Origin of the sequence: Antarctobacter sp. (assembly GCF_965277915.1) — a bacterium.
GTDB lineage: Bacteria > Pseudomonadota > Alphaproteobacteria > Rhodobacterales > Rhodobacteraceae > Antarctobacter.
Map to the genome: position 1 here is coordinate 4,803,226 of NZ_OZ255849.1, position 22,253 is coordinate 4,825,478.

The window sequence follows — 22,253 nt, forward strand, 5'->3', positions numbered from 1 at the left end:
CCTTTCGATAGGTTCCATCAAGATGACCGTAGTCGCGCCTGGGTCCGACCAGTTGCTGCAGCGCATGATGACGCTGCACCCCAAGATCATCGACCTGACGCTGGACCGGGTCTGGCAGCTGCTGGAGGCGCTGGGCCATCCGGAGCAGGAACTGCCGCCGGTGATCCACCTGGCGGGCACCAACGGCAAGGGATCGACCCTGGCCATGATCCGCGCCGGGATCGAGGCGGCGGGGCAGAGCTGCCACGCCTATACCTCGCCGCATTTGGCGCGGTTCCATGAGCGCATCCGCCTGCGCGGAGAGTTGATTTCCGAACAGGCCCTGACCGAGGTGCTGGACGAATGCGTGACCGCCAATGGTGGCGCGTCGATCACCTATTTCGAGATCACCACCTGCGCCGCCATCCTGGCGATGAGCCGGGTTCCGGCGGATTTCGTGCTGCTGGAGACCGGGCTGGGCGGGCGGCTGGATGCCACCAACGTCGTGGCCCGGCCCGCGGCGACAGTGATCACGCCGATTTCGATGGACCACGAACAGTTCCTGGGCGACACGCTGGCGCGGATCGCGGGGGAAAAGGCCGGGATCATCAAGCGGGGTGTGCCCTGCGTGGTCGGCCCGCAACCGGACGAGGCGCTGGAGGTGATCGAGGCGCGGGCCGAGGCGCTGGGCGCGCCCTTGCTGGCGCAGGGGCAGCACTGGCACGCCTGGGAAGAGCGCGGGCGGCTGGTGTTCCAGGATGAGAACGGCCTGCTGGACCTGCCGATGCCGGCGCTGCCGGGCGCCCACCAGATCGAGAACGCGGGCGCGGCGCTGGCGGTCTTGCGGCACCTCGGCCTGGGAGAGGCCGCATTCGAGGGCGCCATGACCGAGGCGAACTGGCCCGCGCGGATGCAGCGCTTGCGGCAGGGGCCGCTGACCGAGATCGCGCCCGAGGCGGAATTGTGGCTGGACGGCGGACACAACCCGGCGGCGGGCAAGGCGCTGGCTGCGCATCTGGGCGGTCTGCCCGAACGCCCGACGCACCTGATCTGCGGGATGCTGAACACCAAGGACGCGCGCGGTTTCCTGGCGCCGCTGGCGGCGGTGGCCGACAGCCTGACCGCGGTGAACATCCCCGGCGAGGCCAATACGCTGTCGGCCGAGGACACCGCCCGCATGGCCGAAGACTCCGGCCATCGGGCCCTGATGGCCGAAGACGTGGCTGCGGCCCTGCGCGCCATCGTGGCCGAGACGCCCGGCGCACGGGTGCTGATCTGCGGATCGTTGTACCTGGCGGGCTCCGTGCTGCGCGAGGGGATGAGCTGACGCCGGGCCCATGGCGTCCGCGTACAGGCCGAATCAGCCTTTTGATTTGGCTTGAGTTCCCCAGAAACTTGTAGGCCGCGAATCACTTTGTCTTGACTGATTCGCGGCGCTTTGCCTATATTTGGACAAGCTGCCGCGCCGAAACACACGGGGATGACGTGTTTCGCCGCATCTTGGGGGACAACTGAAAATGCTGCACAAAATGCGCTGCGCATTCGCAGTCGGACTCTGTCTGCTTGCCGCGCCGACCCTCGCCCGGTCGGTCGAGGTGACACAGGCCCCGACCCCGCAACCGCAGACCGCCAACCCGGCGCTGGCGATCACAGCGGCGCTCAGGGCCTCGCAGGGGGCAGCGGGCAAGGCCCCGGGGGTGGGTGCCGGCCCGGACGCACTGCGGACACGTCCCCTGGCCCGAGCAGAGGTCCATACGGTCCGGCAGGGCGACAGCCTGACCGCGATTTCCTACCGCTCTTACGGCGACACGATGCAATACATGGTGATCTACGACGCCAACCGCGACAAGATCTCCGCTCCAGACAGGATCCGGGTGGGACAGGAGCTGACCATCCCGGTTTTGTGACCAAGAAGACTACAGGCAAGCAACGAGCATAAAACTGGGGCCGGTTCTACCGGCCCCCTTTTTTTTGCGCCCGGTGCCGGCCCTGTGTCAGGTGGACCACTCGGCGGCCTGCATTTCGCGCAGGCGACTGGCGGTGCGTTCGAACTCGAAACTGCCCTCGCCCTCGACATAGAGCATTTCGGGCTGCGCGGCGGCAGAGGCGATCAGCTTGACCCGCGCCTCGTAGAGCGTGTCGATCAGGGTGACGAAGCGTTTGGCCTCGTTGAAGTTGCGGCGCGAGAGCTGCGGGATGTTCTCGATGATGAGGACGCGCACGCTCTCGGCCAGCTTGAGGTAGTCGGCGGGGCCCAGCATCCGGCCGCAGAGGTCAAAGAACGACGCCCGCGCGACACCGTTGTGATAGCGCGGCAATTCCACCTCGCGGCCCTTGACGTGCAGGGTCAGGGGTTCTTCCAGCCCGTGGGTCAGTTCCTCCCACAGGGCGTCGATCTGGCTGCGGGCCTCGGCGTCGGCGGGGGTGAAAAAGACCTTGGCCCCGGCCAGCCGGTCCTGCCGGTGGTCGCGGTCCGAGGCCAGTTCGCGCACCACCATCCGCTCTTTGAGGAAGTCGATGAAGGGCAGGAACAATTGCCGGTTCAGGCCGTCCTTGTAGAGATCGTCGGGCAGCCGGTTCGAGGTGGTGACAACGGTGGTTCCGCCGTCGAACAGCGCCTCGAAGAGGCGGCCCACGATCATCGCGTCGGCGATGTCGGTGATCTGCATCTCGTCGAAGGCCAGCACGCGCACCGTGTCGCTGATGTCCTTGGCGACGGGTTTGATTGGGTCCTCGGCGCCCTGGCTGCGCAGCTTGTGGATCGCGGCCTGGACCTCTTGCATGAAGGCGTGGAAATGCACCCGGCGCGCGGGCACGTCCAGCGTGTCGACAAAGAGGTCCATCAGCATGGATTTGCCCCGGCCGACGCCGCCCCAGAGGTACAGGCCCTGCGGCGCCTCGATGGTCTTGCGGAAAAAGCCGCGCTTGACCGGCTGTGCCAGATCGGTGCGCAGCCGTTCCAGTTCGGGCAGGACGGCGGTCTGCGCCTCGTCCGGCTTGATCTTTCCCGATGCGACACGGGATTGGTAGACTTCTGTGACAGTGGCCATGCCCTCGCATAGCCAATGCGCGGGGCCTTGTGTAGAGGCGCCGTGCGGCTTGCGGGGGGACGGCGGCACATGGCAGGGGCGCTTGATGCGGTGACAGGCGGGGGGCGCGGATGGAGGACGAGGAACGGCTGCAAGAGCTGTGGCTGGACGGGACCGCCGTCACCGACCTGTCGCCGCTGGCGCGGTGCCGGGGGCTGCGCCAGCTGTCGATCCGGCGCACCGGGGTGACGGACCTGTCGCCGCTGAAGGGGCTGCCGAAGCTGGCGGTGCTGGACCTGACCGGCTCACAGGTGCAGGACCTGCGCCCGATCCTTGGCCTGCCCGCGCTTTGCGAAGGCGAGGGCGAGGTGGGCATTTCCTTCGAGGACACGCCCGCGGCCCTGCGCGACCGGGCGCTGGCGCGGATCGCCGAGACCGAGGACCCGGAGGTTCGGGCCAGCGACCTTGTCGATCACCTGACCGGGGGCGCGCGCCTGACCGGCTGGCGCGGTGACGCATAAGGAATACTGAACCGAAACATCACGCATTCGAGATTGACGCTGGGGGGCGAACGGGCGACTTCTCGGCGCCCGTGTTCCGGAGATTCCATCATGTCGTCCCGTGCCCCGCTTTTCACGCCGGTCCTGATCGTCGGCTGCATCATCATCCTTGTCAGCTTTGCCGTCCGGGCCAGTTTCGGGGTCTTCCAGATCCCGATTGCCGAGGAATTCGGCTGGGCCCGGGCCGAGTTCAGCCTGGCCATCGCGATCCAGAACCTGGCCTGGGGCATCGGCCAACCGCTGTTCGGCGCCTTTGCCGAACGCATGGGCGACCGGGTGGCAATCATCCTGGGCGCGGTGATGTATGCCATCGGGCTGGTCCTGTCGGGCCTGTCGAGCGATCCGTTTTCGCTGCAGGCGCTGGAGGTTCTGGTGGGCTTCGGCATCGCGGGCACCGGCTTCGGCGTGATCCTGGCGGTGGTGGGCCGGGCGTCGAGCGATGCGAACAGGTCGATGTCGCTGGCCATTGCCACGGCGGCGGGCAGCGCGGGCCAGGTGGTGGGCGCGCCGGTGGCCGAGGCGCTGCTGGGGCTGATGTCCTGGCAGATGGTCTTTTTCGTCTTTGCCGGCGTGCTGCTGACGGTGCTGCTGACGCTGCCTCTGATGCGGGCGCCGGCGGCCTCGAAAACCGAGATCGAGGAGAGCATGGGCGTGATCCTGCGGCGGGCGTTCCGCGATCCCTCTTTCTCGCTGATCTTCATCGGGTTCTTTTCCTGCGGCTATCAACTGGCCTTCATCACCGCGCATTTCCCGGCGCTGGTGACCGAGATGTGCGGGCCGATTGCCGTGGGCAGCACGCTGCATTCTCTGGGGGTGACGACGACCTCGGCCTTGGGGGCCGCCTCGATCGCGCTGATCGGGCTGTTCAACATCGCGGGGACGCTGACGGCGGGCTGGCTGGGCAATCTCTTTCCGCGCAAGTACCTGCTGGCGCTGATCTATACCGCGCGCACGGTCGTGGCCGCCGCCTTCATCCTGATGCCGATCACCCCGGGCAGCGTGCTGGTCTTTTCCGCCGTGATGGGCTCGCTCTGGCTGGCGACGGTGCCGCTGACCTCCGGCCTCGTCGCGCATCTGTACGGGCTGCGCTACATGGGCACGCTCTACGGTGTCGTCTTTTTCAGCCACCAGGTCGGCGGCTTCCTTGGGGTCTGGCTGGGGGGACGCCTGTATGACGTGACCGGGGACTACACGATGGTCTGGTGGATCGGCGTGGGTGTCGGAGCGCTGAGCGCGCTGGTGCATCTGCCGATCCGGGAAAGCCGCCCGGCACCTGTGCCCGCGGCCGCCTGAGGCAAGGGGGGCGTTGCCCCCCGACTCTGCGAGCCTCCCCCCAGAGGTATTTGGGGCCCAAAGAAACGCTGGACGTTCAGAGATCGAGCGCGCGGGCGAGTTGATCCGTGTGGGTGTAGGTGAGGCCATGGCCGGCGCCGTCGATGACCTCTTGCCGGGCGGCGGGATTCCACCGGGCCAGGGCGCGCAGGGCGCCGAGCGGGATCACCTTGTCCTCGCGGCCCCAGACCGCCGTGACGGGGATCCCGGTCCCGGCGATCTTGCGGTGTTCCGCTTCCAGGGGTGCGTGCAGGATGCCCCGCAGCGAGGATAGCACAGACCGAAGAAACCCGCGCCGGTCGAGCTGTGCCAGTTGCAGATCCGTAATCCCCTGGACCGAGGAGGGCAGGGCGCGTTCTGCCGCGATGCCCGCGCGCAACTGGCGGGGATACATCATGTGAAAGAGCCAGTCGCCCAGCACGGGCACGCCGGTGGTGAAACGGGCAATCGGTCCGAGATCGTGGCCCAAGCCCGCGGGGGCCACGAGGGCCAGCCGGTGCACGCGGTCCGGATGCGCGGCGGCAAAGCAGGTGACGATGGCGCCGCCCATCGAGTAGCCCACAAAGGTCACCGGGGCGTCGATCCCCTCATGCGCCAGCAGGTCGGACAGCTGCCGGGTGAAGAAGGCGCCGGTCTGGCGGCCGGGCGGCGCATCGGAAAAGCCGCGCCCGTAGAGATCGTAGCTGAGCACCCGTGCGCCTGCGGCGGTCAGGTGAGGTATCAGGCCGCGCCAGACGAAGGAGGGGGTGGTCAACCCGTGGACGCAGACCACGATCGGGGCCTCCTCGGGGCCGGACCACTGGTAATGGGTGCGTCCCTGCGACAGGTCGGCGAATTGCCCGGGAGCGTTGGTCTGGAGACCGGCGACGTCTTGGCGGCGGGTTTCGCGCCAGGCGGGCAGGGCGGCGGCGCCGAGGGCGGCAAGCGCCAGAGCGCCGCCGGCCAGGGTCATGCCGCCTGCCAGGCGTCGAGGATGTAGCGCGCGCACATCAGGTCCAGATGCGCGCCGCCGCCGTTCTTGAACAGGGTGATCTCGTCGTCGCTGCGGCGCTGGAAAAACTCCGGCGCATAGTAGTCGGCGACGATGTCATGGCCGGTGATCAACCCGTTGGTCAGGGGGATCTTGAGCTCTCCGATATGGCCGAGGGTGGTGTCGTAGCTGTCCACGAAAAGGCGCGCGCGCTTGATCGCCCTGTCGTCGGCCTCGCGCATGTCGGGGCGGTAGGCGCCGATCAGGTCGATGTGCTGGCCGGGGCGGAACCAGTCGCCTTTCAGAAGCGGATCCGTGCTCATGGTGGCCGAGGTGACGATATCGGCGGCGCCCACCGCCTGTTCGAGATCCTCGGCCCAGGCGATACCACGCTCTTCGGCGAAGGTGCGGGCCTTGTCGGGGGTGCGGTTCCAGACCGTGAACTCTGCATCCGGGAAACCGGCGGAATAGGCTTGGTGCAGTGAGGCGCCAACCGTGCCCGCGCCGACGATCAGGATCCTGCGGCTGTCGGGCCGGGCCAGTTTCAGCGCCGCGCAGAGGCTGTCGCCGGCGGTCTTCCACTTGGTGACGAGGTGGAAATCCACCACCGCCGACAGGCTGCCGTCGGTATCGTCGAAGAGGTTGACCGCGCCGCCGATCATCGGCTTGCCCTTGTCCGGGTTGCCGGGAAAGACCGTGGCCGCCTTGACCGCGATTCCCAGCCCGTCGATCCAGGCCGAACGATTCAGCAGCGTGTCCTTGCCGCGGTAGAGAAAGACATCCTCGATCTCGGCCTTGGGGCGCTGGTGGCCCGCGTCAAAGGCCCGCGCGAGGCCAAGCCAGTCGAGGTTCCTCTCGCCCTCGTCGAAAGGAATGATGGTGGTCATTGCGCCTCGCTTTCGGTCAGCAGACCTTCGGCGACGAGCCGTTCTGCCCAGCCGTCAGGTCCGGTGAAGTGATGGGTGTGCCAGCCGCGCGCGGCGGCGGCGGCGATATTGTCGGCGCGGTCGTCGGTGAACAGCAACGCCTGGCCGGGCAGGCCGAGCCGGGTTTCGACCTGTTCGTAGATTTCGGCTTCGGGTTTGATGACGCCCATGTGGCCGCTGACGAAGGCCTGGTCGAACTCGTTCAGGAAGTCGTAGGCCGGGGTGGCGATTTCCCAGGTGCCGATGCCGAAGTTGGTCAGCGCGTGGACCGGCGTGCCCTTGGCCTTCAGCGCCCGCATCACACGGACGGAACGGGGGATGGCCGGTTTCGCCATTTCCAGCCAGTCGTCGTGCCAGAGGCGGATTTCCTCTCCCCATTCCGGGGTCTTTTCCGCCCAGTCGTAGACCGTGCCGCGGAAATCGCCGCCGCGGTCGATGACGTCGTTCATGCCGTGCAGGTCCAGTTGGGCGAACATGGCGCGGCGCCGGTCCTCGCCGATCCGCGCGTCGTAGTAGCGTTCGGGCTGCCATTCGATCAGCACGTTGCCGATGTCGAAGATCACCGCCTTGATGGTCATGTCTTTGTCTTCCCTGCCTGCCGGACAGCCCGTTCCAATGCGTCGAGGAAACGGCTGCGGTCGGCCTTTGTAAACCCCTTGCCCGACCCCTGCCGAAAGGGATCGGCGGCGCGCAGGTCGCTCATCAGGTCGCGCATCGCCAGTTGTGCCCCGATGTTGGCCTGCGTCAGGGCAGAGCCGTCCGGGCGCAGGACCTGCGCGCCCGCCTCGACGCATTTGGCCGCCAGCGGGATGTCGTTTGTGATGACCACGTCGCCGGGGCCTGCGCGGTCGGCGATCCACTTGTCCGCCTCGTCGGGACCGTCGGGAACGATCTGCAGGCTGACCAGCGGGTTGCGCGAGGGGCGCAGCCCGCCGTTGGCGACCAGAACCATCGCCAGCCTGTGCCGGGTGGCGACGGTTTCGGCCTCTGCCTTGACCGGGCAGGCATCGGCGTCGACATATAGCGTCATCGCACGCTCCCGCCCGCGAGGAGATCCCGGCGCAGGGCCGGGACCGGGTCACGCATGGAGCGCCTCCGAGTGGAAGGCGACGTGGTCTTCCATGAATGTCGAGACGAAGAAATAGCTGTGGTCATAGCCTTTCTGCATCCGGAAGACGCCGTCCTGGCGGCGGGCGGCCATCGCCTCTGCCAGGCATTCGGGTTTCAGCAGGTCAAGGAACTGGTCGTCGCCGCCCTGGTCGATCAGCACCGGCCCGTCAAAGCCCTTGTCCCGCATCAGCAGGGTGGAATCATGCGCAGCCCAGGTGGTTTCGTCCGCGCCGAGATAGGCGCCCAGCTGCTTGCGGCCCCAGTCGCTGGCAGAGGGGTTGGTGATCGGCGCAAAGGCCGAGACACTGGCGAAACGGCCCGGCAGGCCCATCGCAAGGGTCAGTGCCCCGTGTCCGCCCATCGAGTGCCCGGTGATCGCCTGCCGGCTCATGTCGAGCGCGAAGTTGGCGCCGACCAGGGCCGGCAGTTCCTCTGCCACGTAGTCCCACATGTTGAAATGCGGCGCCCAGGGCGTCTCTGTCGCGTTGACGTAAAAGCCGGCGCCCTTGCCCAGGTCATAGGCCTCGTCGTCGGCCACGTCGTCGCCCCGGGGCGAGGTATCGGGAAAGATCAGCGCCAGGCCGTGTTCTGCGGCCCAGCCCTGTGCGCCCGCCTTGACCATCGCGTTTTCATGCGTGCAGGTCAGCCCGGAGAGATACCAGAGCACGGGCACCGGCACATGTGCCGCCTCTTCGGGCAGGAACAGGCCAAAGGTCATGTCGCATTTGCAGGCGTCGGAGGCATGCGTGTAAACGCCTTGGGTTCCGCCAAAGCATTTGTTTTCGGATACGGTCTTCATCGTGTCTCCCAGCGCGCCCGCCGGGGGGCTTGTCATGTTCCGTAGCGTGCCATGAAGGTTTCGACGGCACCATCCACGACTCGTGCGATGTCGTCATCGCTGAAACTGGACTGAATGCCAAATATGATCTTGGGCCAGAGGTCCGCCTTGCAAAGCTCCGCGAACTGGTCCGAGGCCAGCGTCATGTCGTCGATCTTCAGCTCGCCGCGCTCGCAGGCGGCGGTGAGATAGTCCGTCATCACCTGGCGCATGATCATCGGCCCGCTCTGGTAGAACTGGCGGCCAAGCTCGGGGAAACGGTCGGATTCGGCGACGCAGATCCGGAAGATCCGCTGCCCCATGTCGGAATAGAGAAAGCCCAGGAACTTGCGCCCGGCGCGCGCGAGAACCTCACGCGGGGGGCGGGTGAGGTCCATGGTCAACAGGGCCTGGTCGGCCTGGTTGCGGCATTGGGCGCTGGCCACTTCGATGAAGAGCAGGCGTTTGTCGGGGAAATAGCTGTAGAGCGTCGCCTTCGAGACGCCCGCCTCGCGTGCGATGTCGTCGACACTCGCGCCTTCGAAGCCGTCGCGCAAAAAGATATCGCGCGCGCCATCGACCACTTGGTCGAACTTGCGCCCTTTCCGGACCACCGGTTGTGTATTCATTGCGCCCCTCTCTTTCGCAGTGTCGATTATAGACTGATCAGTTCAGTTTGGGCAAGGAAGGCGAGGGATCACTTGCAGTCCTGCTGTTCCGCGCAGCCCTGCGAGGCGACGTCGGGCTGTGGCTGAGGCGCGGGGAAGATGAGGTCGGGCAGAAAGGCCGGGCCGAGGTGGGCCAGCGCGGGACCGGAGACAAGGGTCGCGGCGGCGATGAGGGGAAGGAGGATGCGTTTCATGACTGGCTCCATCGCTGAAATCAAACTGAACGGTTCAGTAAGGTGAACTATGCGGTTCAGTTTCATTTTCAAGGGGCTGCTCGAATGCGGCAGATTGGCCAAGCGAGGGACTAGAGGCTTGCGCTTGGAGGAATGCCGGCTACTGTTTAGAACAATTCTAAAAAGAGGCTCCACATGCTCTACATGGGAAATCGCCGGCGGTTCCGTGATCTTTCGGAACAGGAGGTTCTGGCGCTGGCCATCTCCTCGGAAGAGGACGACGCCCGCATCTATCGCAGCTTTGCCGAACGCCTTCGGGCCGATTACCCGGACACGGCGGCCGTCTTTGACGGCATGGCCAAGGAAGAGGATGGCCATCGTCGCGCCCTGATCGACCTGCACAGCGCACGCTTCGGAGAGGTGATCCCGCTGATCCGCCGCGAACATGTGGCAGGGTATTATGCGCGCCGTCCCGTCTGGTTGACGGAAAACCTGTCGCTGGAACGGATCCGTGACGAGGCTGCCAGCATGGAACGGCAGGCAGAGCGGTTCTACCACATGGCGGCACAGAACGCGCAGGACGCGGACACCCGCAAGCTGCTGGGCGATCTCGCGGCGATGGAAGCCAAGCACGAGGACCGGGCGCACGAACTGGAGGCCGAGCACCTGGGCGAGGAGGCCCGCGACGAGGAGGACGACCGGGCCAAGCGGCAGTTCGTCCTGACCTGGGTGCAGCCGGGACTGGCCGGGCTGATGGATGGGTCGGTCTCGACCCTGGCGCCGATCTTTGCGACCGCCTTTGCCACCCATGATCCCTGGACGACCTTCCTTGTGGGGCTTGCCGCCTCTGTCGGCGCGGGGATCTCGATGGGCTTTACCGAGGCCGCCTCGGACGATGGCGAACTGTCGGGGCGGGGGTCGCCGATGAAACGCGGGATCGCCTCGGGCGTGATGACGACGGTGGGCGGGCTGGGGCACGCGCTGCCTTACCTGATCCCGCATTTCTGGACCGCCACGACCATCGCGCTGATTGTCGTTTTCATCGAGCTCTGGGCGATTGCTTGGATCCAGAACAAGTTCATGGAGACGCCCTTTCTGCGTGCAACCTTTCAGGTGGTGCTGGGCGGGGCGCTGGTCTTTGCCGCCGGGGCCTTGATCGGGTCCGGGTGAGGGACGGTTCGGGACGGTGGGCGCCGCTCTTTCAGCAAGCTGAAATTCGCCCCGCCCGCCGTCCCACCGGGCGCCTGCCGCCGGGGCCGTGGTGGTATACAGGGCGGTGCTAGACGCTTGTGCCGCTGTCGGGGCTTCGCTATTCCAAGAAAAACCCACTCCACGGGAGGAGCCAAGCCGATGCTCAAGCGTCCATTCGACAAGACCAAACTGCCCAGCCGCCATGTTACCGAAGGCCCGGCGCGCGCTCCGCATCGGTCGTTCCTGTACGCGATGGGCCTGACCGAGGAAGAGATTCACCAGCCGCTGGTCGGCGTGGCGACCTGCTGGAACGAGGCGGCACCGTGCAACATCGCGCTGAACCGTCAGGCGCAGGCGGTCAAGCTGGGCGTCAAGGAAGCCAGCGGCACCCCTCGCGAGTTCACCACCATCACCGTCACCGACGGTATCGCGATGGGCCACGAGGGGATGCGTGCCTCTCTGGCATCGCGCGAGGCCATTGCCGACACGGTGGAGCTGACCATGCGCGGCCATTGCTATGACGCCATCGTGGGCCTTGCGGGTTGCGACAAGTCGCTGCCGGGGATGATGATGGCGATGGTGCGCCTGAACGTGCCGTCCGTCTTCATCTATGGCGGCTCGATTATGCCGGGCCGGTACAAGGGCAAGGACATCACCGTCCAGGATGTCTTCGAGGCGGTGGGCAAGCACCAGGCCGGCGCCAACAGCGACGAAGAGTTGCGCGCCATCGAAAAGGCGGCCTGCCCCTCGGCCGGGGCCTGCGGCGGCCAGTTCACCGCCAATACGATGGCCTGCGTCTCCGAGGCGATCGGCTTGGCGCTGATGAATTCCTCGGGCGCACCGGCGCCCTACGAAAGCCGCGACGCCTATGGCACCGCTTCGGGCATCGCCGCGATGCACCTGCTGGAACAAAACATCCGTGCGCGCGACATCGTCACCCGGAAATCGCTGGAGAATGCGGCGCGTGTCGTGGCCTGCACCGGCGGTTCCACCAACGCGGGGCTTCACCTGCCGGCCATCGCGCATGAGGCGGGGCTGGAATTCTACCTGGACGATGTCTGCGACATCTTCCGCGACACGCCCTATTTCGTCGACCTCAAGCCGGGCGGAAACTACGTCGCCAAGGACCTTTACGAGGCGGGCGGTGTTCCGGTGGTGATGAAGGAACTGCGCAAGGCGGGCATGATCCACGAGGACTGCATGACCGCCAGCGGCCGGGCCATCGGCGAAGAACTGGACCTGATCGAGCGCGAGGCCGACGGCAAGGTGATCTATCCGATCGAAACGCCGATCACCAAGACCGGCGGCGTCGTCGGCCTGAAGGGCAACCTTGCCCCGCAGGGCGCCATCGTGAAGGTCGCAGGCATCGCGGCCGAGGACCAGGTCTTTACCGGCCCGGCGCGGGTGTTCGAATGCGAAGAGGACGCCTTTGAGGCGGTCAAGATGCGCGCCTACAAAGAAGGCGAGGTCATCGTCATCCGCAACGAGGGTCCCGCAGGCGGCCCCGGCATGCGCGAGATGCTGGCCACCACGGCGGCGCTTTCGGGCCAGGGCATGGGCAAGAAGGTGGCGCTGATCACCGATGGCCGGTTCTCGGGCGCGACGCGGGGGTTCTGCGTGGGACACGTCGGCCCCGAGGCGGCGCATGGCGGCCCGATCGCGTTGGTGCAGGACGGCGACGTGATCACCATCGACGCGGTGAACGGTGCCATATCGGTCGATCTGACGGACGAGGAACTGGCCGCGCGCAAGGAGGCCTGGGCAGGCCCCAAGGAGACGATCTACGCTTCGGGCTCGCTGTGGAAATACGCGCAACTGGTGGGCGAGACCTACAAGGGTGCGGTGACGCATCCCGGCGGTGCCGCCGAGAAACACGTCTACGCGGACCTCTGACCCGGTGGCGGCGCGCAGTCTACTGATGTGCGCCGCCGGCGCGCTGTTCCTGGCGGGGTGCAACACTCTGCCGGGGTCGAACCCCGACGGCGCGGACGCCGAGGCGCGCGCGGGTCTTGCCGCCTTGTTCGCGGGGACGGGCGGACAACGGCGCGCGCCGCTGGCCAAGGCCAGCCTTGCGGGGGGCGACGTGGTGGTGGCTGGCCCGGATGGTTATTGCCTGGATCCGGACACCAAGCGCGCCGGGCCGGAACGCGGGTTCGCGGTGATCGCCTCGTGCCATATCCTCAGCGGTGGACAGGCAGGGCGTCCGGTGGCCCCGGTGCTGATCACCGTGACGGTGGGGCCGCGTGGCGACATGACCGACCTGCCCACGCCGCAGGCCCTGGCTCAGGCGGCGGGGTCCGAATTGTTGGACGGGAATACCCGCAGGGGCCGGGTCACCGCCCATCTTTCCAGCGGTGGCGACACGATGTTCGAGGGCAGCGATCCGCGCTATTGGCGGGCGGCCTTCCTGCAGGGCGGGCGACTGGTCGGGCTTGCGCTCTATGCGCCGCGCGGAAGCGCGCTTGCAGGAGGCAGGGGTGAGGCCATGCTTGGCAGGGTCAAAGACAGTATATCGCGTCTCAGTCCCCAGGACGCCGGAGGCGCGCAGCCAAAACCGGCAAACGGTTTGCTGGGGCGTTTATTCAATCGTTAGGATTTGCCAGAGTAGTTTCCGATACGGGGACGGGTCCCCGTGACCATTGCGCTTTGGCGCGACAGGTCGGGGTCGGACTAGAACACGGGGGCGACAGTGCAGGACTGGTTGGGCCGGGCAGGCCATGGCGCCATGCTTCGGCGCTGGACACGGCTGGCGCGTGCCGCGGCCGGGATGGATCTGGCCGAATTGCGCCGACAACGGACGCGGGCCCGCCGGCTGCGGGCGCGTCTGGACGAGGTTCTGCATGTCGCGGATGCGCGGCTTGCGCTGCCGCAGGTCGGCAACCAGTCCTTTCCGCGCCCCAGGGATGCTGACTGGGCCTGGCGCCCCGAGATATGGAGCGGACCGCTGCCGGTGCAGGGCATCGCCGAGGTCCAGAGCAAGACCCCACTGGGACATGAGGCGCGTCTGTTCCACGATTGCCCACGGTCCGAGATCACGATGCGCCAGGTTCGCAACCGGCGCGTCGCAGACCTTGCCGCCTATGGGCTGCAACTGGATGTCTTTGGCTTTTCGGGATCCTACCTGTCGCTGGCGGTGGAATTGCCGGAGGCGGCGGCGCAGGGGCTGACGAAACAGCATCTGGTCCGGGTCGAAACCATCGTCGAAATGGAGCGTCCTCTGGAGATTTTCGCCCGCCTGAACGTCAAGCACGGTCCGAACACCGAACAGGTTGTCCGCGAACTGCCGCTGAACGCCGAGTCCGTGCAGGTGGAGTTTGACCTGGCCTATTCGCGCCTGAACGAGAAACGGGTCGAGAAGCTCTGGTTGGACCTGATTTTTGAAGGGCCGCGAATGAACCAGGTCACGCTGCGCGACCTGACCTTCAGCCGTCGTCGCAGGGCGGTGTTGTGACTGCCGGAAGGGCCAAGCCATGAGCGTGTTCACACTGACCAAGACAGGGTTTCGCGATGGCTTGTGGGAGGGGTTGTTGGTGCGGCAACAGGGCTCTGCACAGGTGCCCGAGATCGTGGCCAGCTTCGGGGATCGCCCGGTCCACGGCGTCACCCTGACCGACGCCACCGAACCGGGCCGCTGGGTCGTCGAGGTGCCCGTCCCGGTCGAGGCCCTGGGCGACGGGGTCAGCACCGTCCTGATCCGCGACGCGCGCGACGAGACCGTGCTGGACAGTTTTACCCTGATCGCGGGTGAGGCGCTGGCAGAGGACATCCGCGCCGAAGTTTCATTGCTGCGCGCCGAACTGGATCTCTTGAAACGGGCCTTTCGCAAACATTGCCGCGATGCCGATTGACCTGACATAGGGGGCCAAGGGGGTGATTGACCTTCGCCGCGCGCAGGTCCAGTGTTGCGCCATCCCCGAAGGAGCCCCCATGTCCCCGCTGCGTGGCATCGCGCTGAAACTGACTTCTGTTGTTCTGTTCACCATTATGGCCTCGCTCATCAAGGCGAGTTCTGCCCATGTGCCAACCGGCGAGGCGGTGTTCTTTCGATCATTCTTCGCCATGCCGGTGATCGTGGCCTGGCTGGCCATGCGGGGCGATCTCAAGACCGGGCTGAAGGCGAAGAACCCGGTGCTGCACGTTTGGCGCGGGCTGATCGGCGTGACGGCGATGGGTTGCGGCTTTGCGGCCTTGGGATTGCTGCCCCTGCCAGAAGTGACGGCGCTGGGCTTTGCCGCGCCGATGCTGACGGTGCTGCTGGCCGCGTTGCTGCTGGGAGAGCGGCTGCGCCTGTTCCGCCTGTCGGCGGTGGTCCTGGGGCTGGTCGGGGTGTGCATCGTGCTCTGGCCCCGGCTGACGCTGGATGCGGTCGACAATGCGGCCATGCTGGGGGTGGCGCTGGTGCTGGCCTCGGCGGTGATGCGGGCGCTGGCGCAGATCCAGATTCGGCGCATGGTCGCGGTCGAGGAGACCTCTGCCATCGTCTTCTATTTTTCGCTGACGGCGACGGGGTTCTCCCTGCTGACGCTGCCCTTCGGCTGGGTGATGCCGGACGTGCATGTGCTGGCGATGCTGGTGGGGGCGGGGCTGATCGGCGGCGTGGCGCAGATCTTCATCACCTCGGCCTATCGCTTTGCCGGGGCGGCGGTCGTGGCGCCCTTTGACTATGCATCGATCCTTTTCGCGATCCTGTTTGGCTATGCCTTTTTCGACGAGGTGCCGACAGCGATGGTGCTTGTCGGCTCGGCCATCGTGATCGCGGCGGGCGGCATCATTATCTGGCGCGAGCGCCAGTTGGGCATCCAGCGCGGCAAGGCCCGCCCCAATATGACCCCGCAGGGGTGAGGCGCGGTCCGGGCATAGCCGGACAAACTCTCCAGTGGAGAGTGTGAGCGCCGAACGGGCGGAGCCCCGGCCCGGGGGGAGGCGCAGCCCGGGCGTGGCCTCGACAAGTGCCTACAGGTCGAACGCCTCTGCCATCAGGTAGGCCGGAGCCATGAGCAACCGGCGTCTCCGACCAAGCGGAAAGCGCGGCGGCGGGGTGGCGAGCCAGTCCGGGGCTTCGGGGCGATTGCCCAACACATGATCCGCCGCCAGCCGTCCGGCATAGGAACCCATCGCGACACCGTTGCCGTGAAAACCCAGCGCGGCGAACAGGCCGGGGTGGTCCGGCACCGGCCCGACAAAGGGCACGAGGTTGCGCATCAGGCAGACGAGGCCGGACCATTCATGCGTGATCTCCACGTTCTTCCAGGCCGGGAAGATCCGCGCGAAATCCGAACGGATGCGGCGTGACAGCCGCGCCTCGGCGCCTGGCGTCGCGCGCAGGCCACCACGCATCCCGAAGAGGAACCGTCCGTCCGGCAACTTGCGGAAGTAGTGCAGCAGAAGCCGCGTGTCATAGGCCATCTGGTCCGACCACCAGCCCGCCGCCTCCTGTTCCGCCGCGCTCAGGGGGCGGGTGACGATCACGTTGGATTGCAGCGGCAGGGTCCGTGCGCGCAGCCAGGGTGGCAGGGTCTCGTGGCTGTAACCATTGGTGGCGAGGATCACCTTGCCGGCCGTGACCGTGCCGCGAGCGGTTGTCAGGCGCCAGCTGTTGCCGTCCCGTTCCATCCCGGTGACGGGACCGTAGGCGAAGAGGCGCGCGCCCTTCGCTACTGCCGCCCCGGCCAGCGCCGCATGGTACTTGCGCGGGTTCAGGGCAAAGCCGATGGGCAGGGTCATGCCGCCATGCCACGGTCCGCCAAGGCCCCGCGCGGCGAGATCGTCCGGCGGATGCAGTTCAGGCGTTACCCCATAGAGTGCGGCGGTTTCATCGGCCTCTGAGCAAAGCGCCTTGTAGGCGCGGGGCTTGTGCGCCAGCAGGGTTTCGCCCTGTGAATGCCGGTCGACCTGCCAGCGGTGACGGTCGATCAGTCCTTCGACATGGGCCACGGCGGCCTTCTCGGCCTCGGCCCAGCCCTGAGCGGCGCCTTGTCCGAACCGCCGGTTCAGCAGCGCGGCGGGGGCCTTGCTGCCGCCAAGGCAACAGAACCCGCCATTGCGTCCCGAGGCGCCCCAGCCGGGATGTTCGGCCTCCAGCACGGCGAGTGACGTGCCGCGCGTGGCCAGATGCAGGGCGGCGTTCAGACCGGTAAATCCGCCGCCGATCACCGCGACATCGACGGTCAGGTCGCCGTCCAGCCGCGGCCAGTCACCGGCCGTGACCGTACCGGCCCAGAAACAGGCCCCCTGTGGCCCGTAGGCCGCCGGTTCATACAGACGGCTCACGCGGTACGTTGCGCGGCCTGCTCCTCGCGCCGGCGCTGGACCGCGGCACGTTTCGACACCAGCGAGGCAGTGATGACCCCCACGGTCACGATGCCGATGAGCAGGGTGGAAAGCGCGTTGATTTCCGGCGAAACCCCCAGACGGACGGCGGAGAAGACCTTGATCGGCAGGGTCGTTGCGCCCGGCCCTGTGGTAAAGCTGGCGATCACAAGGTCGTCCAGCGACAGGGTGAAGGCCAGCAGCCAGCCGGAAATCACGGCAGGCGCGATGATCGGCAGTGTGATCAGGGTAAAGCTTTCGAAGGGCGAGGCGCCAAGATCCAGCGCCGCCTCTTCCAGCGCCTGGTCAAAGGTGCTGAGCCGCGACGAGACCACGACCGAGACGTAGCACATGGAAAATGTCGTATGTGCCAGCACCACGGTCAGCACGCCCCGATCCAGCCCGATGCCGATGAACAGCAGCAAGAGGGACAGACCGGTGATGACCTCCGGCATGACAAGCGGCGCGTAGATCATGCCTGAAAACAGCGTCCGGCCCGGGAAGCGGCCTGCGCGGATCATCACGTAGGCCGCCATCGTGCCCAGCACCGTGGCGATGGTCGAGGAAAAGAAGGCAACCTTGAGCGTGACCCAGGCGGCATCGAGGAATTCCTCGTTCTGCAGCAGTTCGCCGTACCACTTGGTCGAGAAGCCCGCCCAGACCGTCACCAGCCGGCTTTCGTTGAAGGAATAGACCACAAGCAGGATCATCGGCAGGTAGAGAAAGGCAAAGCCGAGGGTCAGGGAAGTGGCGTTGAACCAGCTGAAACGTCTCATCGTCCCGCCTCCCGCGCCTTTTCCTCGGACCGCTGGAACAGCACGATCGGGATGATCAGTATCAGCAGCAGGACCACCGCCACGGCGCTTGCCACCGGCCAGTCGCGGTTGGAGAAGAACTCTTCCCACAGGACCTTGCCGATCATCAGGGTATCCGACCCGCCCAGAAGCGAGGGAATGACGAATTCGCCGATCGAGGGGATGAAGACCAGGAAACAGCCTGCCACGATACCGTTGCGCGACAGCGGGATCGTCACCAGCCAGAAGGCGGCGAGCCGGGACGAGCCCAGGTCCTCTGCCGCCTCCAGCAGGCTTTCGTCCATCTTCTCCAGTGCCGAGTAGATCGGCAGGATCATGAAGGGCAGGTAAGTGTAGACGATACCGATGTAGACGGCGGTGTTTGTGTTGAGGATCGTCAGCGGTTCGCCGATCAGGCCGATCCCCATCAGGAACTGGTTGAGTACGCCCTCGGTCGAGAGGATGCCGATCCAGGAATAGACCCGGATCAGGAAACTGGTCCAGAACGGCAGGATCACCAGCATCAGCAGCGTCGGGCGCCATTCCTGCGGCGCGCGGGCCATGCCGTAGGCGATCGGATAGCCCACCAGAAGGGTGCAGAGCGTGGCGACGGCGGCGATGCGGACAGAGCTGAGATAGGCCTTCCAGTAGAGATCGTCGGTGGTCAGGAAGGTGAAGTTTTCCAGATCCAGCCCGGCAAAGAAGGCCCGTATTCCCGCCCAGCCTTCGTTCAGGTCCAACTGCGGTGCGTAGGGCGGCCGGGCCAGCGCGATGTCCGAAAGAGAGATCTTCAGGACGATGATGAAGGGTACCAGAAAAAGGGCCAGCAGCCAGAGGTAGGGAACGGCGATCAGGACGGCGCGGCGCATCATTCGTCCTTCAGGACAACGCCGGCGGTGGCGGTGAAGCTCAGCCAGACCTCGTCTTCCCAGGTGATGTCGCGTCGCGCAATGCGGCGAGTGTTGGCGGCCTGCGCCTTGACCATCACGCCGCCCTCGATCTCGACATGGTAGGTCGAGATATTGCCGAGGTAGGCGATGTCGATGACCTTGCCTTTCAGCGTGTTGGGCGCGTCGGGACGGGTCTTGGCGATGCCCAGCTTTTCCGGACGCAGCGCAAGGACGACCTTTTCGCCGTCCAGCACGGGATCGCCGTTTGCGGCGATGATCGCCGCCTGGCCTGTGGACCAGTCGATTTCCAGCCCACCGGGTGGAATGTCCCGCGGCCGGGGTGGGGCGGCCGGTGTCTGTGGGGCTGCGGCCCTGGGCGCCTCGGCGGCACTGGGCGGCGGCAGGCGGCGAGGTTCATCCTCGATCCACTTGCCAAAGATCGGGCTGAGCAGCTTGTCATGCAGGGCACGGCCAAGCGTGTTGGGCTGCGGTCCCGTGCGTTCGGCGGTAGGGGTAGAGGCGCTGGCCGTCGCCTTGGGGGTGTCCGGTTTCGTTTCCGGTGTGGGCTCGACGGCTGCTTCGGGCGGGCTGTCCGCGGGTCGTGCCCGCGCCGTGCCGCGGATCAGGTTCACGTCACCGATGAAATCCGCGACATAGACCGAATTCGGCGCCTCGTAGATCACGTCGGGTGTCGCCACCTGTACGATGCGGCCTTCGTCCATCACCGCGACCCGGCTGGCCACGGTCATCGCCTCTTCCTGGTCATGGGTGACGATGATGAAGGTGGTGCCGGTCTTTTCCTGGATATCCATCAGCTCGAACTGCGTTTCCTCGCGCAGTTTCTTGTCGAGCGCGCCCAGCGGTTCGTCCAGCAGCAGGAGCTTTGGGGCCTTGGCGAGGCTGCGGGCGAGCGCCACGCGTTGACGCTGGCCGCCGGAAATCTGGTGCGGCTTGCGTTGGGCAAAGCGGTCGAGCCGCGTCAGGCGCAGCATTTCCTTTACCCGTGCGTGGATTTCGTCCTTGGGCTTTTTCTCGCGGCGCAGGCCGAACGCGATGTTGTCGTAGACCGACAGATGCGGGAACAGGGCGTAGCTCTGGAACATCATGTTCACGGCGCGCTTGTTCGGGGGAACATGGCCGATATCGACGCCGTTCAGCAGGATCTGGCCCTCGGTTGGTTCCTCGAACCCGGCCAGCATGCGCATCAGGGTTGTCTTGCCGCAGCCCGACGGCCCGAGCAGGGCAAAGAATTCGCGTTCGTAGATGTTCTGGGTGAGGTCGTCGATGGCGGTGAAATCGCCGAAACGCTTGGTCACGCCCTTGAACTGGATGAGAGGTTTCGCCTCTGGATCATTCCAGGGGGCAAAGACGGAGTCGGCCATGATTAGTCACCACGCAGAAGGCGGACCGCGCCCTTGGGACGCGGTCCGGATTTGGGCTCAGGTGCCCGATTTGATCTTGGTCCACAGGCGCGTCACGGTACGTTGCACGCGCGGCGGATAGGGCGTGGTGGTAAAGGTGTTGTCCAGCGCCGCGGCATCCGGGTAGATCGCCGGGTCGCCGATCACGTCCTCGGCCAGGTATTCCTGCGCGGCCTTGTTGCCGTTGGCGTAGTAGACGTAGTTCGACGCCGCCGCCATGTTCTGCGCATCCATGATGAAGTTCAGGAAGGCATGGGCGCCCTCGGGGTTCGGCGCGTCGACCGGGATGGCCATCTGGTCGAACCACATCTGCGCGCCTTCGTCCGGGGCGTAATAGCTGACCGTGACGCCATTGTCGGCTTCGGCTGCGCGGTCGCGCGCCTGCAGCACGTCACCCGACCAGCCCACGGCCACGCAGATGTCACCGTTGGCCAGCGCGTTGATGTATTCCGAGCTGTGGAACTTCTGGATGTAGGGGCGGATCGGCATCAGCACCTCTTCGGCGCGGGCGATCACGTCCGGGTCATGGCTGTCGGGATCCTCGCCGAGGTAGTTCAGCGCAGCCGGGATCATCTCTGCCGGGGCATCCAGCATGTGGATGCCGCATTCCGCCAGCTTTTCCGCGTTCTCGGGCTTGAAGATCAGGTCCCAGGAGGTGACGGGCGCGTCCTCGCCCAGGATTTCCTTGACCTTGGGTTCGTTCACGCCAAGACCGGTGGTGCCCCACATGTAGTTGATGGCGTATTCATTTCCGGGGTCGTACTTGGCCGTCCGGTCCGAGATCACGTCCCACATGTTGTCGATGTTGGGCAGCTTGGACTTGTCCAGTTTCTGGAAAGCGCCGGCCATGATCTGGCGCTGCAGGAAGGTGCCGGTGGGCACCACCACGTCGTAGCCCGAGCCGCCGGCGAGCATCTTTGTTTCCAGAACCTCGTTGCTGTCGAAGACGTCGTAGACCAGCTCATAGCCGGTTTCCTGCTCGAATTTCTCCAGCAGGCTCTCGTCGATGTAGTCAGACCAGTTGTAGACGCGCACCTCCTCGGCGGAAGCCATGCCGGCCGCCAGCGCAAGGGACGCCATCATCGTCACAAGTGTCTTGGTCATGTTATTCTCCCGGTTGGTGGCGGGGGTCTTACGCGCCCCGTCCCCAAATTTTGATCATAAGTTGCGCTGTGGTGCAACTTCGGCGATGTTTCCACGGCCTGCTGTCCTGCGCAAGGGATGGCGGAAACGGTATGCCCCGGGGGGACGGCGATGGCGGAAAATGCGGCAGAGGCGCGAACGCAGGCGGGGATGCCGGCGCATGAACAGGTGTACCGCAGTCTGCGGGACGCGGTGCTGTTCGGAGTGTTGGCGCCGGGAGAGCCGGTGACGATCCAGGGGCTTGTGGAGCGGCTTGGGGCGGGGATGACGCCGGTGCGCGAGGCGATCCGGCGGTTGACGGCCGAGGGGGCGTTGCAGGCGCTGGGGAACCGGCGGATCGAGGTGCCGGTGTTGGGGGCGGCGGCGGTAGAGGAACTGACCGAGGCGCGTCTGGCGCTGGAGCCGCGGCTGGCGGTGCGGGCGGCGGAGCGGGCGGCGCCGGAGGACGTGGCGCGGCTGGTGGAGATCGATGCGCGGCTGGACCGGGCGATCCTGCGGGGCGACATCGAAGGCTACCTGCGCGAGAATCATGCCTTTCATTCCGTGTTGAACGATACCGCCGAGGCGCCGGTGATGAAGGCGCTGACAGAGTCGCTCTGGCTGCGGTTCGGGCCCTCGCTGCGGGTGGTCTGCGGCCAGATGGGCACGCGCCACCTGCCGGATTGCCACAAGGACCTGGTGCGTGCGCTGGAGGCGCGGGACGGCGCCGCGGCGGCTCGGGCGATCGAGCAGGACGTGGCGCAGGGGATGGAAATGATCCTGCAGAGCCTTTGAGCGGGCCCGCCGTTCGGAGGCGGCTGCGCGGGGCGCGGACCGGCCCGCCCGTGGTCTGGCAAGGCGTTGTGCGGGCGCGGAAACTGAACTGGTCAGTCTGTACGTTTTGTACAAAACGTACGCCGTTTTCAGCATTTTGTACAAACCGGTAGGGGATCGTTAACCTT

At 66.2% G+C, this 22,253-nt stretch carries 24 protein-coding genes; 11 read left to right on the top strand and 13 right to left on the bottom strand.

The window, feature by feature from the left end; all coding sequences use genetic code 11:
* Positions 1 to 22: 22 nt before the first annotated feature.
* The gene (locus ACQY5B_RS24330) at positions 23 to 1,306 is read left to right on the top strand and encodes a bifunctional folylpolyglutamate synthase/dihydrofolate synthase (protein WP_420326955.1); all 1,284 of its coding nucleotides are present in this window, start codon (positions 23 to 25) and stop codon (positions 1,304 to 1,306) included.
* 202 nt (positions 1,307 to 1,508) lie between these two features.
* On the top strand, positions 1,509 to 1,886 hold the full coding sequence (locus ACQY5B_RS24335; RefSeq protein ID WP_420326954.1) for a LysM peptidoglycan-binding domain-containing protein: 378 nt from the start codon (positions 1,509 to 1,511) through the stop codon (positions 1,884 to 1,886).
* Between the two features lie 87 nt (positions 1,887 to 1,973).
* On the opposite strand, the gene zapE is transcribed toward ACQY5B_RS24335, so the two are convergent.
* On the bottom strand, positions 1,974 to 3,029 hold the full coding sequence (gene zapE, locus ACQY5B_RS24340; protein ID WP_305970193.1) for a cell division protein ZapE: 1,056 nt from the start codon (positions 3,027 to 3,029) through the stop codon (positions 1,974 to 1,976).
* 110 nt (positions 3,030 to 3,139) lie between these two features.
* Between zapE and ACQY5B_RS24345 the strand changes: the two genes are divergently transcribed.
* Both ACQY5B_RS24345 and ACQY5B_RS24350 read left to right on the top strand, forming a co-directional pair.
* Positions 3,140 to 3,529 (top strand): leucine-rich repeat domain-containing protein, encoded by a 390-nt coding sequence (locus tag ACQY5B_RS24345; RefSeq protein ID WP_420326953.1) that lies wholly within the window; start codon positions 3,140 to 3,142, stop codon positions 3,527 to 3,529.
* Between the two features lie 90 nt (positions 3,530 to 3,619).
* Positions 3,620 to 4,861, top strand: a complete 1,242-nt coding sequence (locus tag ACQY5B_RS24350) for an MFS transporter (RefSeq protein WP_420326952.1) — start codon at positions 3,620 to 3,622, stop codon at positions 4,859 to 4,861.
* A 76-nt stretch (positions 4,862 to 4,937) separates the two neighbouring features.
* On the opposite strand, the gene ACQY5B_RS24355 is transcribed toward ACQY5B_RS24350, so the two are convergent.
* From ACQY5B_RS24355 to ACQY5B_RS24385, 7 genes are all read right to left on the bottom strand, one after another.
* Positions 4,938 to 5,852 carry an alpha/beta fold hydrolase gene (locus ACQY5B_RS24355; RefSeq protein WP_420326951.1) on the bottom strand — a complete coding sequence of 305 codons (915 nt, stop codon included), beginning with the start codon at positions 5,850 to 5,852 and terminating at the stop codon, positions 4,938 to 4,940.
* Positions 5,849 to 6,757: an ornithine cyclodeaminase family protein gene (locus ACQY5B_RS24360; RefSeq protein ID WP_420326950.1), complete on the bottom strand. Its 909-nt coding sequence runs from the start codon at positions 6,755 to 6,757 to the stop codon at positions 5,849 to 5,851. Before ACQY5B_RS24360 ends, ACQY5B_RS24355 begins: the two co-directional genes overlap by 4 nt.
* Positions 6,754 to 7,374: an HAD family hydrolase gene (locus tag ACQY5B_RS24365; protein ID WP_305970198.1), complete on the bottom strand. Its 621-nt coding sequence runs from the start codon at positions 7,372 to 7,374 to the stop codon at positions 6,754 to 6,756. Before ACQY5B_RS24365 ends, ACQY5B_RS24360 begins: the two co-directional genes overlap by 4 nt.
* Positions 7,371 to 7,826 carry a YaiI/YqxD family protein gene (locus tag ACQY5B_RS24370; RefSeq protein ID WP_420326949.1) on the bottom strand — a complete coding sequence of 152 codons (456 nt, stop codon included), beginning with the start codon at positions 7,824 to 7,826 and terminating at the stop codon, positions 7,371 to 7,373. Before ACQY5B_RS24370 ends, ACQY5B_RS24365 begins: the two co-directional genes overlap by 4 nt.
* A gap of 48 nt (positions 7,827 to 7,874) precedes the next feature.
* Positions 7,875 to 8,705: an S-formylglutathione hydrolase gene (gene fghA / locus ACQY5B_RS24375; RefSeq protein ID WP_420326948.1), complete on the bottom strand. Its 831-nt coding sequence runs from the start codon at positions 8,703 to 8,705 to the stop codon at positions 7,875 to 7,877.
* A gap of 32 nt (positions 8,706 to 8,737) precedes the next feature.
* A complete protein-coding gene (locus tag ACQY5B_RS24380; RefSeq protein ID WP_420326947.1) occupies positions 8,738 to 9,352 on the bottom strand; it encodes a TetR/AcrR family transcriptional regulator in 615 nt (204 codons plus the stop codon).
* Positions 9,353 to 9,420: 68 nt separating this feature from the next.
* Positions 9,421 to 9,585 (bottom strand): hypothetical protein, encoded by a 165-nt coding sequence (locus ACQY5B_RS24385; RefSeq protein WP_420326946.1) that lies wholly within the window; start codon positions 9,583 to 9,585, stop codon positions 9,421 to 9,423.
* Between the two features lie 174 nt (positions 9,586 to 9,759).
* Here ACQY5B_RS24385 and mbfA point away from each other — a divergent pair, with 174 nt between their 5' ends.
* The 6 genes from mbfA (at position 9,760) to ACQY5B_RS24415 (ending at position 15,597) form a co-directional block, all read left to right on the top strand.
* Positions 9,760 to 10,734, top strand: coding sequence for an iron exporter MbfA (gene mbfA, locus ACQY5B_RS24390; RefSeq protein WP_420326945.1), 975 nt, complete (start codon positions 9,760 to 9,762; stop codon positions 10,732 to 10,734).
* A gap of 180 nt (positions 10,735 to 10,914) precedes the next feature.
* Positions 10,915 to 12,648, top strand: a complete 1,734-nt coding sequence (gene ilvD, locus ACQY5B_RS24395) for a dihydroxy-acid dehydratase (RefSeq protein WP_420326944.1) — start codon at positions 10,915 to 10,917, stop codon at positions 12,646 to 12,648.
* A gap of 25 nt (positions 12,649 to 12,673) precedes the next feature.
* Positions 12,674 to 13,348 (top strand): dihydroxy-acid dehydratase, encoded by a 675-nt coding sequence (locus ACQY5B_RS24400; RefSeq protein WP_305970205.1) that lies wholly within the window; start codon positions 12,674 to 12,676, stop codon positions 13,346 to 13,348.
* Between the two features lie 132 nt (positions 13,349 to 13,480).
* Positions 13,481 to 14,206 (top strand): DUF6478 family protein, encoded by a 726-nt coding sequence (locus ACQY5B_RS24405; protein WP_420328573.1) that lies wholly within the window; start codon positions 13,481 to 13,483, stop codon positions 14,204 to 14,206.
* 19 nt (positions 14,207 to 14,225) lie between these two features.
* A complete protein-coding gene (locus ACQY5B_RS24410; RefSeq protein WP_420326943.1) occupies positions 14,226 to 14,603 on the top strand; it encodes a hypothetical protein in 378 nt (125 codons plus the stop codon).
* A 79-nt stretch (positions 14,604 to 14,682) separates the two neighbouring features.
* On the top strand, positions 14,683 to 15,597 hold the full coding sequence (locus ACQY5B_RS24415) for a DMT family transporter (protein ID WP_420326942.1): 915 nt from the start codon (positions 14,683 to 14,685) through the stop codon (positions 15,595 to 15,597).
* Positions 15,598 to 15,708: 111 nt separating this feature from the next.
* Here ACQY5B_RS24415 and ACQY5B_RS24420 read toward each other — a convergent pair whose 3' ends face one another.
* Genes ACQY5B_RS24420 through ACQY5B_RS24440 form a run of 5 tightly spaced genes read right to left on the bottom strand, consistent with a single transcriptional unit; the run spans position 15,709 to position 21,273 of the window.
* Positions 15,709 to 17,025, bottom strand: coding sequence for an NAD(P)/FAD-dependent oxidoreductase (locus tag ACQY5B_RS24420; RefSeq protein WP_420326941.1), 1,317 nt, complete (start codon positions 17,023 to 17,025; stop codon positions 15,709 to 15,711).
* Positions 17,022 to 17,840 carry an ABC transporter permease gene (locus tag ACQY5B_RS24425; protein ID WP_305970210.1) on the bottom strand — a complete coding sequence of 273 codons (819 nt, stop codon included), beginning with the start codon at positions 17,838 to 17,840 and terminating at the stop codon, positions 17,022 to 17,024. Before ACQY5B_RS24425 ends, ACQY5B_RS24420 begins: the two co-directional genes overlap by 4 nt.
* A complete protein-coding gene (locus ACQY5B_RS24430; RefSeq protein ID WP_420328571.1) occupies positions 17,837 to 18,727 on the bottom strand; it encodes an ABC transporter permease subunit in 891 nt (296 codons plus the stop codon). The genes ACQY5B_RS24425 and ACQY5B_RS24430 overlap by 4 nt, the downstream gene beginning before the upstream one ends.
* Positions 18,727 to 20,130 (bottom strand): ABC transporter ATP-binding protein, encoded by a 1,404-nt coding sequence (locus ACQY5B_RS24435; RefSeq protein ID WP_420326940.1) that lies wholly within the window; start codon positions 20,128 to 20,130, stop codon positions 18,727 to 18,729. Before ACQY5B_RS24435 ends, ACQY5B_RS24430 begins: the two co-directional genes overlap by 1 nt.
* Before the next feature lie 57 nt (positions 20,131 to 20,187).
* Positions 20,188 to 21,273, bottom strand: coding sequence for a polyamine ABC transporter substrate-binding protein (locus ACQY5B_RS24440; protein ID WP_305970212.1), 1,086 nt, complete (start codon positions 21,271 to 21,273; stop codon positions 20,188 to 20,190).
* A gap of 150 nt (positions 21,274 to 21,423) precedes the next feature.
* On the opposite strand from ACQY5B_RS24440, the gene ACQY5B_RS24445 reads away from it, so the two are divergent.
* Positions 21,424 to 22,086, top strand: coding sequence for a GntR family transcriptional regulator (locus ACQY5B_RS24445; RefSeq protein ID WP_420326939.1), 663 nt, complete (start codon positions 21,424 to 21,426; stop codon positions 22,084 to 22,086).
* Positions 22,087 to 22,253 lie beyond the last annotated feature (167 nt).